Origin of the sequence: Ligilactobacillus aviarius, assembly GCF_001654615.1 — a bacterium.
GTDB lineage: Bacteria > Bacillota > Bacilli > Lactobacillales > Lactobacillaceae > Ligilactobacillus > Ligilactobacillus aviarius_B.
In genome coordinates this window covers 26,983-46,865 of record NZ_LWUD01000016.1, presented here as the reverse complement: position 1 = coordinate 46,865, position 19,883 = coordinate 26,983, and the positions used below count along the sequence as shown (strand labels likewise).

General features: G+C 41.7%; 19 protein-coding genes and 1 other RNA gene. 6 read left to right on the top strand and 14 right to left on the bottom strand.

Annotation, left to right across the window (positions count from 1 at the left end):
• Positions 1-2: 2 nt before the first annotated feature.
• The 10 genes from purQ to A3O17_RS03195 all read right to left on the bottom strand — a co-directional run bounded on the left by purQ (position 3) and on the right by A3O17_RS03195 (position 6,686).
• Complete coding sequence (gene purQ / locus A3O17_RS03240) at positions 3-668, bottom strand: phosphoribosylformylglycinamidine synthase subunit PurQ (protein ID WP_064212912.1); 666 nt, start codon at positions 666-668, stop codon at positions 3-5.
• On the bottom strand, positions 669-917 hold the full coding sequence (purS, locus tag A3O17_RS03235) for a phosphoribosylformylglycinamidine synthase subunit PurS (RefSeq protein WP_064212911.1): 249 nt from the start codon (positions 915-917) through the stop codon (positions 669-671).
• Between the two features lie 12 nt (positions 918-929).
• Positions 930-1,643, bottom strand: a complete 714-nt coding sequence (purC, locus tag A3O17_RS03230; RefSeq protein ID WP_064212910.1) for a phosphoribosylaminoimidazolesuccinocarboxamide synthase — start codon at positions 1,641-1,643, stop codon at positions 930-932.
• A 295-nt stretch (positions 1,644-1,938) separates the two neighbouring features.
• On the bottom strand, positions 1,939-3,063 hold the full coding sequence (gene purK, locus A3O17_RS03225) for a 5-(carboxyamino)imidazole ribonucleotide synthase (RefSeq protein ID WP_064212909.1): 1,125 nt from the start codon (positions 3,061-3,063) through the stop codon (positions 1,939-1,941).
• A complete protein-coding gene (gene purE / locus A3O17_RS03220) occupies positions 3,056-3,544 on the bottom strand; it encodes a 5-(carboxyamino)imidazole ribonucleotide mutase (RefSeq protein ID WP_064212908.1) in 489 nt (162 codons plus the stop codon). The genes purK and purE overlap by 8 nt, the downstream gene beginning before the upstream one ends.
• A 195-nt stretch (positions 3,545-3,739) precedes the next feature.
• Entirely contained in the window at positions 3,740-4,129 is a 390-nt protein-coding gene (locus A3O17_RS03215; protein WP_064212907.1) for an EbsA family protein, read from the bottom strand.
• 14 nt (positions 4,130-4,143) lie between these two features.
• Positions 4,144-5,274 (bottom strand): THUMP domain-containing class I SAM-dependent RNA methyltransferase, encoded by a 1,131-nt coding sequence (locus A3O17_RS03210; RefSeq protein ID WP_064212906.1) that lies wholly within the window; start codon positions 5,272-5,274, stop codon positions 4,144-4,146.
• 59 nt (positions 5,275-5,333) lie between these two features.
• An RNA gene (rnpB, locus tag A3O17_RS03205) (RNase P RNA component class B) lies at positions 5,334-5,703 on the bottom strand.
• A gap of 26 nt (positions 5,704-5,729) precedes the next feature.
• Positions 5,730-6,071, bottom strand: a complete 342-nt coding sequence (gene gpsB, locus A3O17_RS03200) for a cell division regulator GpsB (RefSeq protein ID WP_057827320.1) — start codon at positions 6,069-6,071, stop codon at positions 5,730-5,732.
• Positions 6,072-6,134: 63 nt separating this feature from the next.
• Positions 6,135-6,686 (bottom strand): DUF1273 domain-containing protein, encoded by a 552-nt coding sequence (locus A3O17_RS03195; RefSeq protein WP_064212997.1) that lies wholly within the window; start codon positions 6,684-6,686, stop codon positions 6,135-6,137.
• A 76-nt stretch (positions 6,687-6,762) separates the two neighbouring features.
• Between A3O17_RS03195 and recU the strand changes: the two genes are divergently transcribed.
• From recU to A3O17_RS03180, 3 genes are all read left to right on the top strand, one after another.
• A complete protein-coding gene (gene recU, locus A3O17_RS03190) occupies positions 6,763-7,395 on the top strand; it encodes a Holliday junction resolvase RecU (protein WP_064212905.1) in 633 nt (210 codons plus the stop codon).
• A complete protein-coding gene (locus tag A3O17_RS03185; protein ID WP_155728906.1) occupies positions 7,388-9,679 on the top strand; it encodes a transglycosylase domain-containing protein in 2,292 nt (763 codons plus the stop codon). Before recU ends, A3O17_RS03185 begins: the two co-directional genes overlap by 8 nt.
• A gap of 279 nt (positions 9,680-9,958) precedes the next feature.
• The gene (locus A3O17_RS03180; protein ID WP_064212903.1) at positions 9,959-11,059 is read left to right on the top strand and encodes a baeRF6 domain-containing protein; all 1,101 of its coding nucleotides are present in this window, start codon (positions 9,959-9,961) and stop codon (positions 11,057-11,059) included.
• 78 nt (positions 11,060-11,137) lie between these two features.
• Here the strand turns inward: A3O17_RS03180 and A3O17_RS03175 are convergent, their stop codons facing one another.
• From A3O17_RS03175 to A3O17_RS03160, 4 genes are all read right to left on the bottom strand, one after another.
• Entirely contained in the window at positions 11,138-11,833 is a 696-nt protein-coding gene (locus tag A3O17_RS03175; RefSeq protein ID WP_064212902.1) for a DnaD domain protein, read from the bottom strand.
• Positions 11,834-11,906: 73 nt separating this feature from the next.
• Positions 11,907-13,208, bottom strand: coding sequence for an asparagine--tRNA ligase (gene asnS / locus A3O17_RS03170; RefSeq protein ID WP_064212901.1), 1,302 nt, complete (start codon positions 13,206-13,208; stop codon positions 11,907-11,909).
• A gap of 95 nt (positions 13,209-13,303) precedes the next feature.
• The gene (locus A3O17_RS03165; protein ID WP_064208019.1) at positions 13,304-13,804 is read right to left on the bottom strand and encodes a cell wall elongation regulator TseB-like domain-containing protein; all 501 of its coding nucleotides are present in this window, start codon (positions 13,802-13,804) and stop codon (positions 13,304-13,306) included.
• 52 nt (positions 13,805-13,856) lie between these two features.
• On the bottom strand, positions 13,857-16,637 hold the full coding sequence (locus A3O17_RS03160) for a helicase C-terminal domain-containing protein (protein WP_064212900.1): 2,781 nt from the start codon (positions 16,635-16,637) through the stop codon (positions 13,857-13,859).
• Positions 16,638-16,889: 252 nt separating this feature from the next.
• On the opposite strand from A3O17_RS03160, the gene mvk reads away from it, so the two are divergent.
• The 3 genes from mvk to A3O17_RS03145 are packed head-to-tail and all read left to right on the top strand — an operon-like array spanning position 16,890 to position 19,881.
• Positions 16,890-17,834: a mevalonate kinase gene (gene mvk / locus A3O17_RS03155; protein WP_064212899.1), complete on the top strand. Its 945-nt coding sequence runs from the start codon at positions 16,890-16,892 to the stop codon at positions 17,832-17,834.
• Entirely contained in the window at positions 17,827-18,804 is a 978-nt protein-coding gene (gene mvaD, locus A3O17_RS03150) for a diphosphomevalonate decarboxylase (protein ID WP_064208022.1), read from the top strand. The genes mvk and mvaD overlap by 8 nt, the downstream gene beginning before the upstream one ends.
• A gap of 12 nt (positions 18,805-18,816) precedes the next feature.
• The gene (locus tag A3O17_RS03145) at positions 18,817-19,881 is read left to right on the top strand and encodes a phosphomevalonate kinase (protein WP_064208023.1); all 1,065 of its coding nucleotides are present in this window, start codon (positions 18,817-18,819) and stop codon (positions 19,879-19,881) included.
• Positions 19,882-19,883 lie beyond the last annotated feature (2 nt).

Genomic DNA, 19,883 nt, shown 5'->3' with positions numbered 1-19,883 from the left:
TTTTAGTGCTTAAGCGCAAGCAGCGATTGAAAAACTTTGAAGCCGGCATCATTGCCGACAATTTTTTCAGAAGCTCTTTCAGGATGGGGCATCATTCCGACTACATTTCCGCGCCGATTACAGATTCCGGCAATGTTGTTCACACTTCCATTCGGATTTTGATCAACATAACGGAAAACGATTTGATGGTTTTGCTCTAATTCATCAATCGTTGCCGGATCAGCGTAGAAATTGCCATCTGAATGGGCAATCGGCAAATGGATTTTTTCATCTTTGGTGTACTTCTTGGTAAAAGGCGTGGCATTATTTTCAACCTGCAACGCAACTGGCCGGCAAATAAACTTCAAATTGTCATTTTTCTTTAAAACCCCTGGTAACAGATGGGCTTCCGTCAAAATTTGAAATCCATTGCAGATTCCGATCACGGGTTTCCCTGAATCAGCAAATTGACGAACTGCTCCCATAATCGGCGTTAAAGCGGCAATGGCGCCGCATCGTAAATAGTCACCGTATGAAAATCCACCGGGAAGCATGACTGCATCGAATCCATCTAAGCTCGTTGCCGTTGAAGGAACGTATTCTGCGTTGACATGGCACAGGTTTTCTAAAACGTAATGCAAATCGCTGTCGCAATTTGATCCTGGAAAAACAATGATTGCAACTTTCATTTAATCTTCCCCCAATTGTTCATAACGATAAACTTCAAGGTTAAAGTTTACGAGCAACTTTTCAGCTAATTCTTCAACCGTTTGAGCAGCCGTTCCCTCTGTGTCATCAACTTCGATATCAAAGAATTTTCCGACGTGAATTGCCTGAATAGTTTGATATCCTAAATCTTTGGCTGCGTCAGTGATCGTATCACCTTGGGGATCAAAAACGGATGGTTTATACGTTACATATACGCGAAACTTTTTCATTGTGCTCCTCCTTTAAAGTGAAATTACCTTTTCTAACCGTTGTAAAACTTCCTGGTAAACCGGGGTCAACTCGCCTAAGTCTTTCCGGTAAACATCCTTATCTAAATGATGATGGGTTTTCGTATCCCATAACCGGCAATTATCTGGTGAGAATTCATCAGCAAGAATCACCTTTCCGTTTGGCAAAGTTCCAAATTCCAACTTAAAGTCGATCAATTGCATCCCTGCTTTTTCAAATAACGGGGTTAATAATTGATCAACTTTCCGTGAAATTGCCCACATCGTATCTAATTGCGATTGGGTAACAATTCCAAGGGCGATTGCTTGGGAAGCATTAATTGCAGGATCATCAAGTTCATCGCTTTTAAGGCACATCTCTTCAACTGGGGTTTCAAACTTTTTACCCTCTTCAACGCCGTAACGGCTTGCAAAGTGACCAGCAGAATAATTCCGGGTGATCATTTCAAGCGGAATGATCTTGACCTTTTTGACAAGTTCTTCAGTATCCGAAATTTTTTTAATAAAGTGGGTTTCAATTCCATTTGCTTCAAAATATTTGAAAATCAACGTTGAAATTGCATTATTTGTTTTTCCCTTATCATTGATATGGTCTTTCTTTTTACCGTTTAAGGCTGTCGCCTGGTCTAAGTAAACGACCCGTAAAACATTTTCATCTTCCGTTGTCCACATTTCCTTTGCTTTCCCAGCATAAATTTGATGTACCATCAATCATAATCTCCTTTATATCGTTCGTTTGATAACGAACATTTTTAAATAATCAATTATTATACATTCAGAATATTCCAAGAGTGGTCGGATGTCAACAGGATATTCTAACAATTTTGTGACCAATCAATTTTATTGTTCATAATTACATTATTTTATTTTATAAATAACAGATTAAAATTACTTATTTAGCTTTTATTCGAATAAAATTAAAAGACATCTTTCTTCAAAGATGCCTTTTAATTGCCTAAATGTTTAAATTACGGATTTCAAAATCGCTAATAACGTTCGTCTTTTATTGTTTCCAAATTCCAGTTTGTTCAATTTTCTTCAACGTCTGATCAAGCTGATTCGTTAAAATTGTGATGTGGCCCATCTTTCGATTCAGCCGAACTTCACTTTTCCCATAGTCATGAAAATGCCAGTCAGGTTTCTCAAAAATTAAATTCCGCACTCCCGAAACATGCTGGCCTAAAACGTTGACCATCACAACGGGTTGCAAAAGCTTGATTTGCGGCATTGGCCAGTTGCAAATTGCGCGATTATGAATGTCAAATTGCGAAAAATTACATGCTTCGATCGAATAGTGACCTGAATTATGCGGTCGCGGTGCTAATTCATTAATGTAAACCTGATCATCAGTTCCGATAAACATTTCAATTCCTAAAATACCACACAAGTCAAGCGCCTGAGCAATGGCCACGGCCGTTTCTTCTGCCCGCGTTGCAACTGCACTCGGAATTCTTGCCGGAACGATGCTTTCGTGTAAGATCTGATTGCGATGAATGTTTTCACTGACTGGAAAAACACTTGAATCGCCGTCAACATTCCGTCCGACCATCACGGAACATTCGCACTTGAAATCAACGGCCTTTTCCAAAATACATGGGCAATGCTGCAAAATTTCCGCAGTTTGTCCTAGGTCTTCCTCACTGTTAAGCCGGACCTGGTCTTTTCCATCATAGCCGCCTTCACACGTTTTTAAATAACACGGAAAGCCAATTCGTTTTAATTCACCTTCAAAATCTTGCGCGCTGTTAATTGCAGCAAACTTGGCGGTTTGAAAGCCGTGTTCTTTCAAAAATGTTTTTTCACGAATCCGATCCTTGGTGATCCGCAATAATTCTGTTCCCTGAGGAATTGAAACAACGTCCTTGACCGCATCTAGCGCGTCCAAATCAACATTTTCAAATTCATACGTTAATACGTCAGCTTCGTCAGCTAACTGCTGAATTGCATTCACATCATCATATGGCGCAACAATTTGGCGATCGCATGCCTGTCCAGTCGGACATTGTGGATCCGGATCAAGTACGATGACTTTCATTCCCGCCGCTTTGGCTGAAAATGCCAGCATTTGTCCCAATTGACCGCCACCAATAATTCCAATCGTATCGCCCTGTTCAATTCGTTTATTCAAGATGCGCACTGCTTTCTACGGCAGCATCATGTTGCTGTTTCCGGTAATCGGCCAAGCGGTCTGCAAGCGCATCATCATTTAAAGCCAACATTTCGCATGCCATCAAAGCCGCATTTCGGGCTCCCGCTGCTCCAATTGCCATGGTGGCAACCGGAACGCCAGCCGGCATTTGACCGATCGAGAGTAATGAATCCATTCCTCCAAGTGCATGGGTTTGAACTGGAACTCCAATGACCGGAATGATCGTATTGGCCGCAAGCATTCCTGGAAGATGGGCTGCCCCGCCAGCCCCCGCAATAATTACTTTAATTCCCCGTTCACGGGCCGTTTGACCAAATTTCATTAATTCAGTCGGCATTCGGTGAGCGGAGACCACCTGCTTTTCATACGGAACATTTAATTTATCTAAAATCTCACCCGTCAACTTCATGGTTGACCAGTCTGAGATGCTTCCCATAACTACACTAACTTGAGCATTCATGAATTTCTTCCTCCTTCATTAAGGTAAGCTTACCAAATAAATTGAACGTTGTAAACATCATTTATTTTTATTGTTCGTTTATAATTATTTAATATTAATAATTATATTGAATTAAGGACTACCAAGGATAAAGCCGAACAAAAAAGAGACCGCAGCTTTCAGTTACGATCTCTTTTTACTTTCATTCTAAATCTTTTATTTAATTAATTCAGCAACATCTGCCGCCAACCGGGCAGCCGTCTTCGGCATCATCAAAAAGCTGTGAGTTGCCTTTTCCGTTACAAAGCGAACAACACCCCACCGGTTATGTTTCACTTCTTTAATATCGCTTAACTTAATGCTTTGACCATTAAAAACGATCAATGCATGGTAATTAATTTTTCCGTCTTCAATTTGAAGATACCGGCCCCGAAGTTCGACCAAGGCCACGATCAAAAATAAAATCAAAGTCATCAGGGTCCAAATCTGAAAGACCGTAATTTCCAACCATAAAAGCATACTGAAAAGAAAAATCATCCATGTAAATGACCAGCACACGATCGAGGTTGGAACATCAGGTTGACTGTAATATTTCTTTTTTTTCATTTTTTCACCTTCAATTAACGTTTCTTCTTTCCCCAATATTGAAAGAGGTCCGTTCGCAGCGAACCATTATATAGTTTACGTCTTTTGGTCGCCTGTTCGCCATAATATTTTTCAAAATTTAAATCACTTGTAAGAATATATTTACTCCAGGTGGTCATCGGACGGTAAATTTTCCCCATTTGTTCATACAAAACGTGAACACTATCCCGGTCGCTTAACCGTTGTCCGTATGGGGGATTGGCGACAATCACGCCATTTTCCTTATCCGTCTTAAAGTCTTTGACCGCGAGTTGTTTGAAATGAATATCATGTAAAACGCCGGCCGCCTTCGCATTGACCTTTGAAATGTTGATCATTCGCCCGTCAATATCATATCCAGCAATGTCGAGTTCAATGTCCTGGTTTTCAGCTGCATGCGCCTCTTTGCGAAGCTTTGTAACCATCGCTTCATCAACTTGCTGCCACTGTTCACAAACAAAATGACGGTTGATCCCCGGCGCGATGTTGCGTCCAAGAAGAGCCGCTTCAATTGGAAGCGTTCCTGAACCGCATACCGGATCCATAAACGGATCTTCAGGATACCAATGCGACAATAAAACCAGGGCGGCAGCCATGTTTTCCTTCATCGGCGCGCCCCCTTTGTCCAACCGGTATCCCCGCTTAAATAAACTTGATCCCGTTGTATCAAGGGTAATCATTGCCTTGTTTTTATTGATTGAAACCTGAACCGGATATTCAGCTCCCGTTTCCGGAAACTTTGTCCGCCGGTGATAAGTTTGATTCATGCGTTCGACAATTGCCTTTTTGGTGATTGCTTGAACGCTTGGAACATTATGCAGTTGCGATTTTTGCGATTTACCGCTTACCGGGAAGGCCGCATCAAGGGCCAACCAATCTTCCCACGGGATTTGCTTTACATTTTCAAACAAATCATCAAAGGTTTTCGCCATAAACTTTGCCAAAACGATTTTTACCCGGTCAGCAGTCCGGAGCCACAAATTTAAGCGGATAATATCCTGAAAGTCGCCTTCAAGGCGTGCCCGGCCATTTTCAACGTTTGCGTGATATCCAAGGTGTTTCAGTTCATTTCCAAGAATTCCTTCAATTCCAGCTGCGCACGTTGCGATTATTTCCATTTTCCTCATCCTTAATTAAAAATAGGAGGTTGCAACAATGTCGCAACCTCCTCCTGTCATATGTAGTGCTCTATAAGCCACGTTCCGTACGTCATCCAGCCAGGACTGGAATCGGTGGTAATCATCTATCTCCGAGTTAAAAACTCGCCCCCATGATTAGTTCATTTCCGTCATGAAGCGCCCCTACCAAAATTTGGGTTACCTGCTCGAGGGGTTTACCGCGTTCCACTAGCACCGTTTCCAATACTACTTCGTCACTGTGGCACTTTTCAAGACTACTCAGGCATGACCGAAGTTTTAGCCCTTTTATCTGCCGTTACCTACAATGTAGGTACCTTGCCTTATTTTTTCAGCAAGCACGATCACTACAGGCATCGCAGCCTGTGCAAGCTTGGACTTTCCTCAGACTGCATTTGCAGCCCGCGATTACCCGAACACTACACGCTAATTAACATATTTAATTATTAAAAACGACTATTTTGGTCATTATCATCATTAAGTTGAGCACCAAAAACGCGCCGTTCCAAATTAGAAAGTCGCTTCAAAATGTCCATGTTATTGACATTTGAAGTTGGTCTTGCAGCTTGACCAGACTTACCAACAGCAACTTGCTTTGTAAGTTCGTCAACTTTGCTTACAAGCCGATCATTTTCCATTTGTAACCGTTGATTTTCTTTAGTGAAAGTCTCGTAGTCTTGGATAACTTTATCTAAAAATTCATCAACATCCGCTGGATCATAACCGCGCATTTTAGGCTTAAAATGCTTGTTTACGATTTCTTTAGGCGTAAGATTGACATTTTCCATAAATTACACCTCGTCTCCGATAGGTACTTAACTCATAACAGTAGTATTATAGCAGAATTGTTTTTAGTTGCCAAGATTTTCTTGAAATTCATTCGCTGCGTCTTGTAAATTATCCATCTCAAACATCGTTACCGGATAATCATGGGCTTCGCCATACCGTTCAATGGCTTGAAAATCATACTTGGGTTTCCCCGGATATTCGGGATCATAAATCATCGTTGCTTCGTCTGTATGAGCTAACATAAATTTTTGGAAATTTTTCAGTTGCGCAGGCGATTGATAGGGTTGCTTACTGATACTTGCACAAAAGTCAACTTTGGATTCCAAATCACTTAACAGCATCCGATTCTGTTCATTCCACTGGCTGCCAAACTCACTGAACGGATACATTAATGAAACTTTTAATTCCGGATACTCTTCTTTTAATTCCACTGCCGCTTCTGCAGCCCATTGTTCAACTCCCAGTTGGCCGCCGGTGATCACCCATTCAAGCCCATCGTTAAATTTCTGTTCAAAATGTTTTTTTAGCAAATACTTAATAACTTTGACTTTCGGATCATTATTTGCAAAAACTCCGAGTTCATAACTTCGATAACCAGTTACCCACAACCGCAACTGCTCCACCTGCCCTTCATGATTTTGCCTAAAATCTTGATAAATGGTAAAATACCGGGATAGGAGTGTGATTTTGATGACACTTAACTATCCGAATGGTCAGCATTACTCTCAAAAGCAGAGTAACACATTCAAGGCGAAACATAAATCGCCAAGTCGAATTGTCTATGGTAACCGCGGGATGACGCTTGAACAGGAGATCAATGATAGCAATCAATACTACCTTGAGCGCGAGATCGCCGTCATCCACAAGAAACCCATTCCAATTCAAATTGTTGACGTTGATTACCCCAAACGAAGTGCAGCGGTGATTAAAAAAGCGTATTTCAAAACGCCGTCAACAACTGACTATAACGGAATTTATCGGGGCTATTACCTTGATTTCGAAGCAAAAGAAACTAAAAATAAAACAGCATTTCCGTTAAGCAACTTTCATGAGCACCAGATCAAACATATGAAAGCTTGTGAAAAGCAACACGGAATTTGCTTTACGATCGTTCGTTTTGTTTCGCAAGATGAGTTATATTTGATGCCAACGTCCCTTCTATTTAGCTACTGGGACAACCAAGCTCACGGACGCAAGTCGATTCCGAAAAAGGAAATCGAAGACGCGAGCTTTAAAATTGAATATGGCTTGCAACCCCGAATTCCATATCTTAAAGCGGTGGATTTACTAATTAACCAAATCGAAGGAGATAATAATGAGTAATCAAGATCCAGAATATTCAAGAGTTAATCGGCGCGAAGCTGAAGAAGCAGTTCGCACAAAGGGCCCTTGGCATATTATCAAGCGTGTTTTGCTAGTTATTTTGATTATTTTTGTCCTCGGAATTGCGGCTGGTTCAGCCCTTTTCTTCTACTATGCAAAGAGCGCCCCTGAACTTTCAACAAGCAAATTATCAAGCCCGGGTTCGACAATCATTTATGATGCCAACAATAAAAAGATCACTTCGCTTGGATCTGACAACCGGACTTTGATTGCCGAAGATAAAGTTCCGCAACAGTTAAAAGATGCGATCGTTTCAATTGAAGACCGGCAATTCTATCAACAAAAAGGAATTGACCCTAAGCGGATCCTGGGAGCGTTTTTAAACAACCTGAACCCTGATTCAGGTCTTCAAGGCGGAAGTACGATCGATCAACAATTGATCAAATTATCATACTTCTCAACTGCCAAGTCTGACCAAACGCTTAAGCGGAAAGCCCAAGAAGCCTGGTTGGCCTTGCAACTTGATAAGCATTACTCAAAGGACCAGATTTTAACGTTCTATATTAACAAGGTCTTTATGGGATATGGAAATTACGGGATGGAAACGGCAGCGAAATTTTATTACGGCAAGTCATTAAGTCAACTTGACTTGGCGCAAACCGCATTGATTGCCGGAATTCCAAATGCCCCATCTTCATACAATCCGTACTCAAATCCCAAGCTTGCGTTAGAACGGCGGAATGAAGTTCTTCAGGCAATGTATGAAAATCACAAGATCACAAAGGCTCAAGAACAACAAGCCCAAGCCGAAGATATCAACAATGGCCTTCTTCCAGTCCACCAAAACAACGTGGAAGACAGTGAAAAGGCCAAAATTGCTGATCCATATTTGAAAGAGGTTATTCAAGACGTTGAAGCCAAAGGATACGATCCGTTTACTCAGTGCCTTAAAATCTATACCAACCTTGATATGAACATTCAAGAGAAGTTGTACGAAATTGCCAACACAAACAATTACGTCTACTTCCCGAATAACAAGATTCAAGTGGCATCAACGATCGTTAACCCGCACAACGGAAAGGTTGTCGCAATGATCGGTGGCCGGAAATTAGGAAACGTTACTTTCGGATTGAACCGGGCTGTCCAAACCGATCGGACTGATGGTTCAACGGCTAAGCCATTGATGGATTACGGTCCAGCAATCGAATACAAGCAATGGGCAACGTACCATATGTTGAAGGATGAACCGTACAATTATCCAGGTTCAAGTACTGCCCTTTATGACCTTGATCACAAGTATGAAGGCAACATGACAATGCGGGAAGCGTTGATCGAATCGCGGAATATCCCTGCAATTCAAACGTTAGCCAGCGTTGGCCTTCCAAAAGCAACAAAGTTCCTTCAAGGGCTTGGGTTCAACTATAAGTCTGGATTGCACTATTCAAACGGGATCGGCCTTCCATCATCAACGTTGCAAAACGCAGCAGCCTATGCCGCATTCGCAAATGGCGGAATTTATTACAAGCCGCAATTTGTCAATGCCATTGAAACTCCTGATGGAACGGTTAAACAATATGCCACTAAAGGAAAACGGGCAATGCAACCGTCAACGGCATACATGATTACTGACATGTTGAAACAGGTAATTACCTCACCAAAAGGAACCGGGACAGAAGCTAATATTCCTGGACTTTACCAAGCCGGAAAGACTGGGACAAACGCTTATCCATCCGATGTTGCTAACGAGTTCCCATCCAACGCGATCATGGATTCATGGTTCAACGGTTACACCAAGAACTATTCCGTATCTGTATGGCTTGGATATGATCATCAGTATCAACCAGGAAATTACATGACGCAACCAACGGCCAACCTCGCTTCGCAATTCTATAAGCAAATTATGGAATACATGTCCGAAGACGTATCAAACACTGATTGGGTAAAACCAAGCAACGTTTATGTCAAATACATCAATGGTGTCCGGCAACTATACTTAGCTGGTTCTCAACCGCCTTCAAGTGAAATCTTCTCCAAGAAAGGAAGCATGGCTAAGTTCCAAAGCGTCTTTTCAAAGATCGATGATTCACAAAAGAGTCAAAACAATAACTCACAGGCAAATTCAAATTCAGACCAGCAAAGCAAGGTTCAGGCAAACAGCCAACCGCAACAACAAAGCGGCAATAGTAACCAAAACAATAACAACAATAATCAAAACCAAAATAACAATAACCAGCAGAATAATAACAATAATAATAATCAAAACAATAACAATGATCATCATTAATGTTATTTAGCTGCTAAAAAGAGGTTGTGATATAACAAATCGCAACCTCTTTTGTTGTATCTATCCCCATAATCGGGCTCCAAAACAAACGAGCTACGACGCGAAGCTAGTGAAGTTCGAAAACCTCCGAATCTATGCTGACGCGATTCGTTCGCTTTTCTGCTTCCACCACGCTCGTTTTTACTATTTTGTCACACCTTCTTTTTCCAAGCATATTGATAACCTTTTCATTCCAACCAATATATAATAAAAATGTAAAGGTTAAAGGAGGTTTTGATTATGTCATTAAAACATGATTTGAAAAATATTGTAGTTAATGAAGAAGTTTCAGGACCATTTATTTCATTGTTTTTACCACTTTATCCTAGCAAAGACAATTTCAAATTTGATGACACCGAATTTAACAGTCTTCTTTCAAAAGCCAAAAAGCAATTTATTGCAAAATATGGCGAAAAGAACTGGTCTAAGTACGAGAAGAAAATTAAAGCAACGCAAAACGATATTATCTTTGATTATGCTCAATCAAAGTCACTTGCGATCATTATTAGCAATGAAACAGCTTACCACTACTACCTTCCACGGAAAGTTGATCTCCAAGTTCGGGTAGCTGATAAACCATATATTTTGCCAATCATTCGCGGATATGAATATATGCCAAGTTATAATATTGCAAAGATCACTCGTTCCTCATTTGAAATGTTTACCGTTAAAAATGGATTAGTTTCCCAATTGAATTTGAGTGATGACGCCCCGGTTTCAGCTGAACAAGCATTAAACATTGATACGCCTGATCAAAAGATTCGGATGGAACAACGTGGCGGCGGTTCATATGACCAATTCAGAGGAACCGATGTTAAAGCAGAAGCTGAACAAGCAAACATGGATCAATACTTCAGAATGGTCGATGAATACATTACTAAACACATCAGCTTAAAGGATCACTTAAAAGTTGTTTTGATGGCAACTGAAGATGATGCAGGCGAATTCAAGAAATTATCCCACAACCACTTCTTGGATAAAGAAGATACATTGACAATTCCAGCAGTAATTAATCATGAAACGCTTGAAAAGGCAACGGCCAAAATTACCAAACGGTTCATTGATGAAAGCCGGGAAAAGATTGAAGATGCAATTGACCTTGCCCACTCAAAGAAGAGATATCTTGAAGGAATGAAGGACGTTCAAGCGGCAGCTGAAGAAGGTCGGCTCGATACGACCGTGATCGCGCACGAACTTGCCGTTAACGAAACCGAAACTGACGAACAGATTCAAGCAAATGAAATTGCAATCGACACGTTGGTATACGACGGTCAAGTTGACTTAGTTGATCCAGCTGTTATCAATGATCAGTCAATTGTGGGAATTCTTCGGGGAATTTAATTTAAAATCACGATAGTTAAAAAGAGGATGTGATCAAAATCACATCCTCTTTATTATATCTGGATAATCATTTTTCAGTTACTCCGACCATTTATTCAACGGAATCTTCGGTTTCACCCGATTTCCTTGTTTTCGTTGGCTTTGGCCCTGATGTCTGAATTTGGCCCGTTGACGCTGGACATCAGCCGCCGTTTTGATGCCCTTCTTTTCCCATGCAAGCAAAATTTTATCCATGTACTTTAAATTATAAACGCCGCTTAAAACGGCCTCTTTTAAAGCTAAAATGATAATCTCAGGCGAGTAATGATCCTCATTAAGCCAACTATCGATCATTTCCATATCAAATGAAGACAAGGGATGGCCAAATTCCTGCTCAATTCGAGCAAAGACATCATTGCGTGTTTGCTGATGAGCTTGAATTTGGTGTTCTTGGGTCTGATCGCGTAAAAGTTTAAGTGTCTTTTTATACAATGGATCTAAGCTATATTGGTCTGAATTCCGTCCCTGATCGTCCACCACTGATGTCAGGCTGATAATACCCTTTTCGATCAATCCGTGAAGCAATTGATAAATCTGAGCTTCATCCTTACTCATGATTTGGGCAATCGTTTGAAGATCAAAGGCTTGGTTCCCATCCTTCAATGCAGCTTTAAGTTCAAGCAAAAAGACAAATTCTTCCGCGGTCATTCCGAGCTTGACGTAATTTTTCAAAATCAAATTTGGAATCATCGTACTTTCTGTCTGCAATAACTTCAATGCAATTGCGTCATCCATTCAAAATCCCTCCTCAATCATTCAGATAAGAAAAGAGGCTGAACATATCCAGCCTCTTTTTCAAGTCCCAATTTTACGGGTAAATCCGGTTTAACAAACGTGGGAATGGAATTGCTTCCCGAATGTGGTCTTCGCCTGTGATCCAAGTAACGGCCCGTTCAAGCCCAAGACCAAATCCTGAGTGCGGAACACTTCCATAACGCCGTAAATCAAGATACCATTCGTAATCTTTCATGTTTAAACCGGCTTTTTCGATTTGTTCCTTCAAGTAATCCGTATCAGTTGCCCGTTCTGAACCTCCGATAATTTCACCATATCCTTCGGGTGCCAATAAGTCTGCACAAATAACAACATCATCCCGAGTTGGGTGCGGCTTCATGTAGAATGGCTTGATGGCCTTCGGATAGTTCATTACAAACACTGGCTTACTGAATTGTTCAGCCAAGTATGTTTCTTCTGGTGAACCAAAGTCTGCTCCCCATTCAACATCTGGGAATTCACCTGAATCTTGCAACATCTTGATTGCTTCATCATATGAGATTCGTGGATATGGTAATTCGGTATACCGCTTCAAAACATCCTTGTCACGGCCTAAAATATTCAATTCGTAATCACAGTGATCCAGGACATTTTGAACAAGGTATGCAATGTACCGTTCTTGAACTTCAAGGCTTTCTTCTTGGTGAGTAAATGCCATTTCGGGTTCAATCATCCAAAATTCGATCAGGTGCCGCCGGGTCTTTGACTTTTCAGCCCGGAATGTTGGGCCAAATGAGAAGACCTTACCGTAAGCCATTGCACCGGCTTCTTCATAAAGTTGACCAGATTGTGAAAGGTATGCATCCCGGTCAAAGTACTTCGTGTGGAATAATTCAGTTGTTCCTTCTGGTGCACTTCCGGTCAAGATTGGAGCATCAACCTTCATAAATCCTTCCTTGTTGAAGAATTCATATGTTGCCCGAATCATTTCGTTCCGGATCTTCATAATTGCGAATTGCCGGCTTGAACGTAACCATAAGTGCCGGTGATCCATTAAGAAATCTGTTCCGTGTTCCTTTGGGGTGATCGGATAATCTTCACTTTCACCAACGATTTCAATATCTTCAACTTCAATTTCGTAACCAAAGTGAGACCGTGAATCTTCATGGATCGTTCCGGTTACGTACATACTTGTTTCTTGCTTAACTTCCTTAGCAATCTTAAAAACTTCTTCAGAAACGTTGTTTTTTACAACCACTCCTTGGAAATATGCTGATCCATCGCGCAATTGTAAGAAAGCAATTTTCCCGCTTGAACGCTTATTTGTAAGCCAAACTCCGATTTTGACTTTTTCGTTTACGTGGTTCTTTGAATCAATAATGCTGATCGTTTCCACAAGCCGTTCCTCCTCTAATCTTAATTGATAATCTCAAAAAAAGATTTACTTTTTTTAATTATAAACTATCTTCCGAAATGTGTCATTATCATTCACTACATATTCGTGATATTTTGTAAGACTTGCCCGTCTTTAAATGCAACCTGGGCATAGCACAAATTACCTTGTTGATTTTCATAGGCCACTTCCCATAATGGTGTGCCTCCGTTTTTCATTCCAAAAACGGTTTTCACAATCTTTTGCGGTTGATACTTTTGATTAACGATTTTTTCAGCCGCTTTCTTTGTAATTCCCTTGTTTTTCTCGTAAATATTTACGCGATTGCCCTTCTTGGGAATTACAACGTACACATCTTGGTTATCATTGTTTTCGCCTTCAATTGTGTAATATGTACTGTTCCGGTTATAAATATAAAAGTTTTTAACACTATCAACCTTCGCATATTTTGCCGCCATCTGAAAAGCTTCACTCTTCGCTTCACGGTACGGCAATTGGGCAACCATATAGTATCCCCAAATGACGATCAAAATTAAAGCAATGATTCCAATGATGATCATCCGTTTGATGCGCTTCGTTTTGCGTTGAACCCGTCCCATTCTGAGCCTCTTCTCTATTACATGTTATCAACTATTATAACAAAAAAATAACCTAACGTTTGGAATTAAAGAAATTTGTAATTTCAGCTGTCAGTTGTTCGCTCTCAATTACCTTGACCGGCATTCCCTGCGGAAAAGTATTCACAAACTGCTTTCCATAACTGCGGTTAACGATTCGCGAATCAAGCGTGATCACTAAGCCCCGGTCATGTTGTGTTCGAATCAAGCGGCCAACTCCCTGGGCAAACCGCATAACCGCTTCAGGAAGCGCAATGTCGTTGAACGCATTGCCACCGGCCCGTTCATCCCGCTGATACCGAATCTGGTTATACGGACTTTGAATCGCTTGAAATGGCAGTTTAGCAATCACAAGGGTTTCAAGCTGGTCAGCCGGTAAGTCGACCCCTTCCCAAAATGTCCCCGTTGCAAGCAACAACTGCGGTACATTTTGGACTGACTGAAACTTTTTCTTTAAACGTTCAGCGGTGCCCGTAACGTTTTGCGCCAAAATCTGCCATGGCTGCATCCGTTCGTCATCGCGCAATTGGTCGTAAACTTTTTCAACCATTTCGTTTGAATTAAACAGAACCATTGTCTGCCGGTGTTGTGCTTGGCAAATCTGAATAATCTGATCACTTAAATAGTTTGCATATTCGTCAGCCGGAACTTGATTGACATCCGGGGCATCCTTAACCAGTAAGGCCTTCGCCTGATGCTCATAATCAAAAGCCGACTGATATTTGAAATGTTTGCTTTCAACCGCGCCAAGCTGATCAACGAAATACTGATACGTTTGCGAAGTAAAGTAGCTTCCACTAAAGAACAGCACCTGATTGAAAAACGAATAGACGTTAGTTTGCAAGAAATCTTGGGACTCCATCAACCCAAAGTGAAGCCTTAAGTGGGCGCCATCCTGGGCTTGCGGATAACTGAGCCACATCAGTAAACTGTCCGCCGTCTTTTCAAGGTTTTCCAACGCAAGCCGATCCCAGTTTTTTAACTTTGCAAGCAATTCATTACTGAGTTTAAAGTACGCTTTAAACAGATTAAATGACTGACTATCAAGGCGCTGTTGGTCAAGCAATTCAATAAAGTGCCGGTAAAGTTTTGGATTTTTATTTTCCAAGAACCGAATTGCATTTTGCACCTTACGATATTGATTGACATGTTCCTTAACAAAGCCAAAAATCTTTTTAAACTGAATCGGAGTTTCCGTAATTTTGGCGATTCGTTGCAACTTCATGAACCGCTGCAGCATTGCATCGCGAAATTCAGGAATCGTATGGTCGATGACTTGAATTTTTTGGAGAATCTTCCGGTACTCAGCCTTAGTCAGCAGCCGCTGTTCGATCAAATTTGCAAATGAATATGAAACCTGCGACTCCATTTTGACAAGCAACGTATCAGCGAGAATTTTGACCGCATCAAGATCCATTACCTGGTTATTATTTTGCAACGTTGTCGTTACTAGCTGTTGGGCTTCATCGACGATCAAAGTTCGATGCTGATCTGCAAATTCCGCCGCATGCTTGATCAAATAAGCGTGATTCGTAATCACAAAATCCGCATTTTGCATCTCATCAGTTCGCCGCCGCATGAAATCATATTGGTAATACGGACTTTCCTGATTTAATCCCTGAACTCCATGATGAGTAATTTCATCAAATAACGGTAATTGCTGAACCGTAAAGTTCAATTCATCCATATCACCCGTTTCAGTCTGAGTCAGCCATACTAATAACCGCATCTGAATCAAACGGGTATAGTCATTTTGCGGCTGATCAAGCGTATGCGCAAACTTATCTAAGTCAATATAGTGCTGACTGCCCTTTAACGAAACGACGTTGACCTTAAATGGTAAAAACTGATCAAGCTGATTGATTTCCTGGTCGATCAGCTGATTTTGAAGGGCATTCGTCGTTGTACTGATCAAAAAGCGGTGGCCATATTGGAGCTCATGGGCTGCCGGCAGCAAATATCCCAGTGTTTTTCCTGTTCCCGTTGGTGCTTCGAAAAAGGCTTGCGGCTGTCCATGTCGCATCTGGGAAGCAACATCTTCCATCAAATTTAACTGCTGCGGCCGCTTTTCATAGCTTGACGGCCACGCTTCAAGCAATGGTTGCTTCGATCTTCCCTGTAAATGATCGCTAAATTTGCGGGGGCGCCGGAAAGTAATTTTTCCGACTTGAATCAAATCAGCGTCATGCTTCTTTGGCGCATTCCGGTTTCGCAGTTCATTTGAAAACAGCATTCCAGTTTCAAATAATAATGCATCCCCCATTGATTCAAGCTGGCGTAATAACGAATCCGGGAGTTGATGAATCTGATCCATTAGTTTGATCAACAACTCGGCCGTCACGACCGCATCACTATCCGCCTGATGGGGCCGTTCATGACTAATTTTCAAGGCCGCACTTAAATCCTGGAGCCGATACGACGCCAGACATGGATATAAAATCTGACTAAGCTGAACGGTATCAACGCCCTTTAAGTCCAGTTCCGGGTACCCGACCCGTTCAAGTTCAGCATTTAAAAACCGATAATCAAACTGAATGTTATGCGCTACAAAAACGGTATCCTGCAATAACGCATAAATCGTTCCCGCAACGTCATCAAAAAGTGGGGCGTGCCGCACATCCTTTTCATGAATTCCCGTTAAATTCTGAACATCGGCCGGAATGGCCATTAACGGATTAATTAACGTATTAAAAGTATTTACAATTTTGCGATTTTGGACGAGAACACAACTGAATTGAATGATCCGGTTCGTTCCGTCCATCTTCGTTCCGGTCGTTTCAAGATCAACCACCGCGAATGTTTGATTCTTTGCCATTCTTCCGTCATTCCTTTAATTTCTAACTTTGATTTTACAATAAACTACCGTTTAAACTCAAAATAAATTCTCAAATAGTTAAAATAACAAATTATTACTCATTAAGAGATCCTTTAATTAAAATTTCATTGGTCTATTCCCAATTAATACGGTATAATGAGCGTTGAATTAACATGTGTTTATACTGACAATTTCAAAAAGGTAATATGTTCTTTTTGAACTTCTCAAATCCATTTTGAAAGGATCTTTACCTTGGTAAGTAGTAATCCAGCTCACGGAAAGAGCAACGCAAAAATTATTCTGATTGGCGAACATGCCGTTGTTTATGGTCAACCGGCAATTGCCCTTCCACTCACAACCGTAAATGTTAAAGTAACGGTTGAAGACGCCGAAACCGAAAGCACAATTAACAGCAGCTACTTTACAGGAAAGTTAGCTGATTTTCCGGTTTCAGGAATTAAACATTTAATTAACTATTTAATCGATAAAAATGAAATTGAAAATCCATTAAGGATTACGATCAAAAGCGACCTTCCTGCCGAACGCGGAATGGGTTCGTCAGCAGCGGTGGCGGTTGCTTTGATCCGGGCATTTTACACATATTTAGGCAAGCCATTAACCAAGACCCGGTTACTGAACCTTGCAAATATTTCGGAAAAAGATACCCATAAAAATCCAAGCGGGTTAGATGCCGCAACCTGTGCAAGCGAACAACCAATTTGGATGGTTCGCAACCAGGAATTAAAAACTTTTCCAATTAAAACCCACGGGTACCTTGTAATTGCCGACAGCGGAATTAAAGGCAAAACAAGTCAAGCAATTGCCGTTGTTAAGGAACGGTTAATGCATAACCCGGATGAAACCCAAAAATTGATTTCTGACTTAGGGCAACTTGCTTTTAATGCGAAGGATGCCCTTGCATCAGATGATATTGAAAAACTCGGCGAAATTTTCAATGCTGCGCAAGCCATTTTGCGCCAGTTAGGCGTTAGTTGTGCGCAACTCGATGATTTGATCGCCCTCAGTTTGAAGAACGGTTCGCTCGGCAGTAAATTAACCGGCGGCGGCAAAGGCGGATGTTTCATTTGCCTTACGAAATCAATTGGCGATGCCAGTGGTCTTTCGCAAGCCCTTTTAGATGCCGGTGCAACCCAAACATGGATCGAACCTTTGCTTAAGGAGGCCGTTCATGAATAGTTCACCAATTACTGCCCGTGCACATACAAATATTGCATTGATCAAGTATTGGGGAAAAAAAGATGTTGATTTGATCATTCCGCAAAACAGTTCGCTTTCACTTACCCTTGACCACTTTTATACCGATACAACGGTCAAGTTTGATGAAACATTAACGCAGGATGTCTTTACCCTTAACGGCGAACCTGCTGAAAATCCAAAGGTCGATCATTTTATGGACCTTGTTCGCGAACTTGCAGGGATTCAAACTTTCGCCCGAATCGATTCAATCAATCACGTTCCTTCAGCTGCTGGACTGGCATCTTCGGCATCAGCTTTTGCTGCCCTTGCCGCTGCTGCCAGCAAGGCCGCAGGATTGGATTTGAACAGAAAAGATCTTTCACGCCTTGCACGTCGCGGATCAGGTTCTGCCAGCCGGTCGATCTATGGCGGATTTGTTGAATGGCGTCAGGGAAAGGATGATCAAACATCCTATGCCGTCCCCGTTGAAGAACACCTTGACTGGCCGATTGGAATGTTGGTTGGAATCGTCAACTCCGGGCAAAAGAAAATCTCTTCCCGGGCCGGAATGCAGACCGTCGTTGAGACTTCCCCGTATTATCAAGGATGGATCCAATCAACAACCGCAGATTTAGAATCAATTAAAAAGGCAATTCAAAACCGTGATTTTCAAAAAGTTGGTGAAATCACTGAAAGCAACGCGCTTAAAATGCATGCATTAAATTTGAGTGCCCAACCGCACTTTAACTACTTTGAACCAATGAGCCTTGCGATCATGCAAGAAGTCGAACGGATTCGTGAAGAAGAACACATCCCGTGTTACTACACCCTTGATGCGGGTCCAAACGTTAAAATTTTATGTATGCAAGCGAATGCCCCTGCTATTCAGCGGATTTTAGCTTCAAAATTTGACCAAATCACGTTTGAATTTGCTAAACCTGGAGAAGGAGTTCGCTTTATCAAAGCATAAGGAGGTAACTAAGTGGTTAACGTCAAAGTTCCCGGAAAACTTTATCTTGCTGGCGAATATGCCGTCGTTGAGCCCGGAACCCCAGCCGTGATCGTTGCAGTGGATCGGTTTGTCCACCTCAAAATTACATCGGCAACTGAGACTGGGACCATTTACTCGCATCAGTATCAGACCGTGCCGGTTAAATGGCACCGAACAGCTCACCACCAAATTCAACTTGAAGACGATGTTCAACTTGAATTTGTGCTTGAAGCAATTCGCTTGACCGAACGTTATGCTACTGAATGCGGTCACCAACTTCAGCTTTTCAACCTTGAGATCGATAGCGAGCTTGATAGTTCTGATGGCAAAAAATTTGGTCTTGGCTCATCGGCGGCTGTAACCGTTGGCGTTGTGAAGGCGATTGCTGCGTTCTATCACCTTCACCTGACTGCTATGGAAATATATAAACTTGCCGCTCTTGCGCACTATAACGTTCAAGGCAATGGCTCCTTGGGAGATATTGCGGCCAGTGCATTTACTGGATGGATCGCCTATTACTCGCCTGACCGGAATTGGTTACTTGATCAGCCGCAAACACCACTCAAGCCGTTAATTGCAGCTGATTGGCCGGAGTTAAAAATTGAGCCGCTTACTCCCCCAACGACTGCCGATTTGATTGTCGGATGGACCGGCGCCCCCGCCTCAACCAAACATCTTGTTGCCGAAGTTAAACGGCGCAGTCATTTAAAGTATGATACGTTTGTTGTTCAAAGTGCGCAATGCGTTGAAAAGTTAATTCAGGCAATCAAAAATGATAACTTTGAAGAAATGACCGCTGCAATTACCCGCAACCGGGAACTTTTAAATGAATTAAGTGAAATTAGCCACGTCGAATTGGAGACTCCCCGGCTCAAAGAATTGGTCGAGCTTGTCGTTCGCTTTGGCGGAAGCGGCAAAATGTCCGGGGCTGGCGGTGGCGATTGCGGAATTGGGTTCGTTAAACATGGATCAAATTACCAGCAGATTTTTGAACAATGGCGGCAGGCCCAAATCTTGCCGTTACAGTTATCGACGTACACAAGTAATGAGGAATAATA

Coding starts and splice junctions, on each gene's coding strand:
- purE (WP_064212908.1), bottom strand. CDS start 3,544: ATGAATGCTCAAGTTAGTGTAGTTATGGGAAGCATCTCAGACTGGTCA.
- A3O17_RS03185 (WP_155728906.1), top strand. CDS start 7,388: ATGAGTAATCAAGATCCAGAATATTCAAGAGTTAATCGGCGCGAAGCT.
- A3O17_RS03210 (WP_064212906.1), bottom strand. CDS start 5,274: ATGAGGAAAATGGAAATAATCGCAACGTGCGCAGCTGGAATTGAAGGA.
- gpsB (WP_057827320.1), bottom strand. CDS start 6,071: ATGGAAAATGTCAATCTTACGCCTAAAGAAATCGTAAACAAGCATTTT.
- mvaD (WP_064208022.1), top strand. CDS start 17,827: ATGAATAGTTCACCAATTACTGCCCGTGCACATACAAATATTGCATTG.
- A3O17_RS03180 (WP_064212903.1), top strand. CDS start 9,959: ATGTCATTAAAACATGATTTGAAAAATATTGTAGTTAATGAAGAAGTT.
- A3O17_RS03160 (WP_064212900.1), bottom strand. CDS start 16,637: ATGGCAAAGAATCAAACATTCGCGGTGGTTGATCTTGAAACGACCGGA.
- purQ (WP_064212912.1), bottom strand. CDS start 668: ATGAAAGTTGCAATCATTGTTTTTCCAGGATCAAATTGCGACAGCGAT.
- purS (WP_064212911.1), bottom strand. CDS start 917: ATGAAAAAGTTTCGCGTATATGTAACGTATAAACCATCCGTTTTTGAT.
- A3O17_RS03215 (WP_064212907.1), bottom strand. CDS start 4,129: ATGAAAAAAAAGAAATATTACAGTCAACCTGATGTTCCAACCTCGATC.
- recU (WP_064212905.1), top strand. CDS start 6,763: ATGACACTTAACTATCCGAATGGTCAGCATTACTCTCAAAAGCAGAGT.
- purC (WP_064212910.1), bottom strand. CDS start 1,643: ATGGTACATCAAATTTATGCTGGGAAAGCAAAGGAAATGTGGACAACG.
- A3O17_RS03165 (WP_064208019.1), bottom strand. CDS start 13,804: ATGGGACGGGTTCAACGCAAAACGAAGCGCATCAAACGGATGATCATC.
- A3O17_RS03175 (WP_064212902.1), bottom strand. CDS start 11,833: ATGGATGACGCAATTGCATTGAAGTTATTGCAGACAGAAAGTACGATG.